Raw genomic sequence first — 1,290 nt, 5'->3', positions numbered from 1 at the left:
GGGCCCTGCGCCTGCAGGAACGCGGCATGCCGCCAATCCCGGCCATGCAGGAAGCTGCCCATGAACTGATCGCCGAACAGTGCCAGCGCATCGCCATTCCCAAACGCTTCACCATGCCGATCCGCGAGATCTGGGACATGCAGGAGCGGCTGCCACGGCGCAGCGGCAAGCGCGCCGACCAGTTGCTGGACAACCCACGCTTCCGTGCCGGCTACGACTTCCTGCTGCTGCGTGAAAGCGCAGGCGAGCAGACCGACGGCCTGGGTGAATGGTGGACCGACTACCAGGACGCCAACGACTCCGAACGCCGCGACATGATCCGCGACCTGAGCGGCAAGGAAGACGCCAGCGGCGCGCCACGCAAGCGTCGGCGCAGCAGCGGTGCCAAACGCAAGCGTGCAGGCAGCTCCAGCGCTTCAGGCGAGTAATGGATGGAACGCATCTACATTGGCATGGGCAGCAATCTGGCTGCCCCTGAAGAACAACTGCGCAGCGCACTCGAGGCCTTGGCGCAGTTGCCCGCAAGCCACTTCCACGGCGTGTCGGCCTTCTATCAAAGCGACTCCCTGCTTCCCGGCCAACCGCGCTACACCAATGCCGTGGCGGCGCTGGATAGCGACCTGGAACCCTTGGCACTGCTTGATGCGCTGCAGGCCATCGAAAACCAGCAAGGCCGGGAGCGCAATGAACGCTGGGGCCCCCGCACCCTGGACCTGGACATCCTCCTGTTCGGCGACCGCCTGATCGACGAACCGCGCCTCAAAGTCCCTCATTACCATATGCAGGCCCGCCCCTTTGTCCTCTATCCCCTGGCGGAATTGGCCCCTGCCGAGTTGCGACTGGCCGACGGACGCACCCTGCAGGAACTGCTCGCAGCCTGTCCATTTGTCGGCCTGGAACGGCTGAAATAACCGCTGAAACGCATCAGTAACGGCGGTAACACTCCCGGCGTAACAAGGCGGTAACACATCTAATTGACTTCCCGAGTCCTCATCACGACTATAGGCGTCCCGTTGCCGCCATCCCGGCGTTAAAGGGCGCAATTCAAGCGAGGCTTGTTCGCGGCGACCCCAGGAAACGCTAGGCCAAGGCGCTGATGCAACGGCGGGGGCACCCGCTGGTACACATCCCCTTCTGGGCACAGAATGATGCGTCCAGCGCCACCAGTGCGAATCCCGGTACCGCTTTCAAATCGCTTGGAACCAGGCTGTATAAGCACGACAAAAGACCGTGCGCCTGAATAACGAAGAATCACGCGCGTTACTCGCAGTAGTTTCCAAAGCGCCTGAA

1 protein-coding gene and 1 pseudogene are annotated in these 1,290 nt (G+C 62.6%); both read left to right on the top strand.

The window, feature by feature from the left end:
• Positions 1–428: pseudogene (locus BLX41_RS11910) on the top strand (polynucleotide adenylyltransferase PcnB); the annotation flags it as partial.
• Positions 429–431: 3 nt separating this feature from the next.
• Entirely contained in the window at positions 432–911 is a 480-nt protein-coding gene (gene folK, locus BLX41_RS11905) for a 2-amino-4-hydroxy-6-hydroxymethyldihydropteridine diphosphokinase (RefSeq protein WP_123725034.1), read from the top strand.
• Positions 912–1,290 lie beyond the last annotated feature (379 nt).

This window comes from Pseudomonas protegens, assembly GCF_003732485.1.
GTDB classification, from domain to species: domain Bacteria; phylum Pseudomonadota; class Gammaproteobacteria; order Pseudomonadales; family Pseudomonadaceae; genus Aquipseudomonas; species Aquipseudomonas protegens_B.
This window is presented reverse-complemented; position numbering and strand designations above follow the sequence as displayed.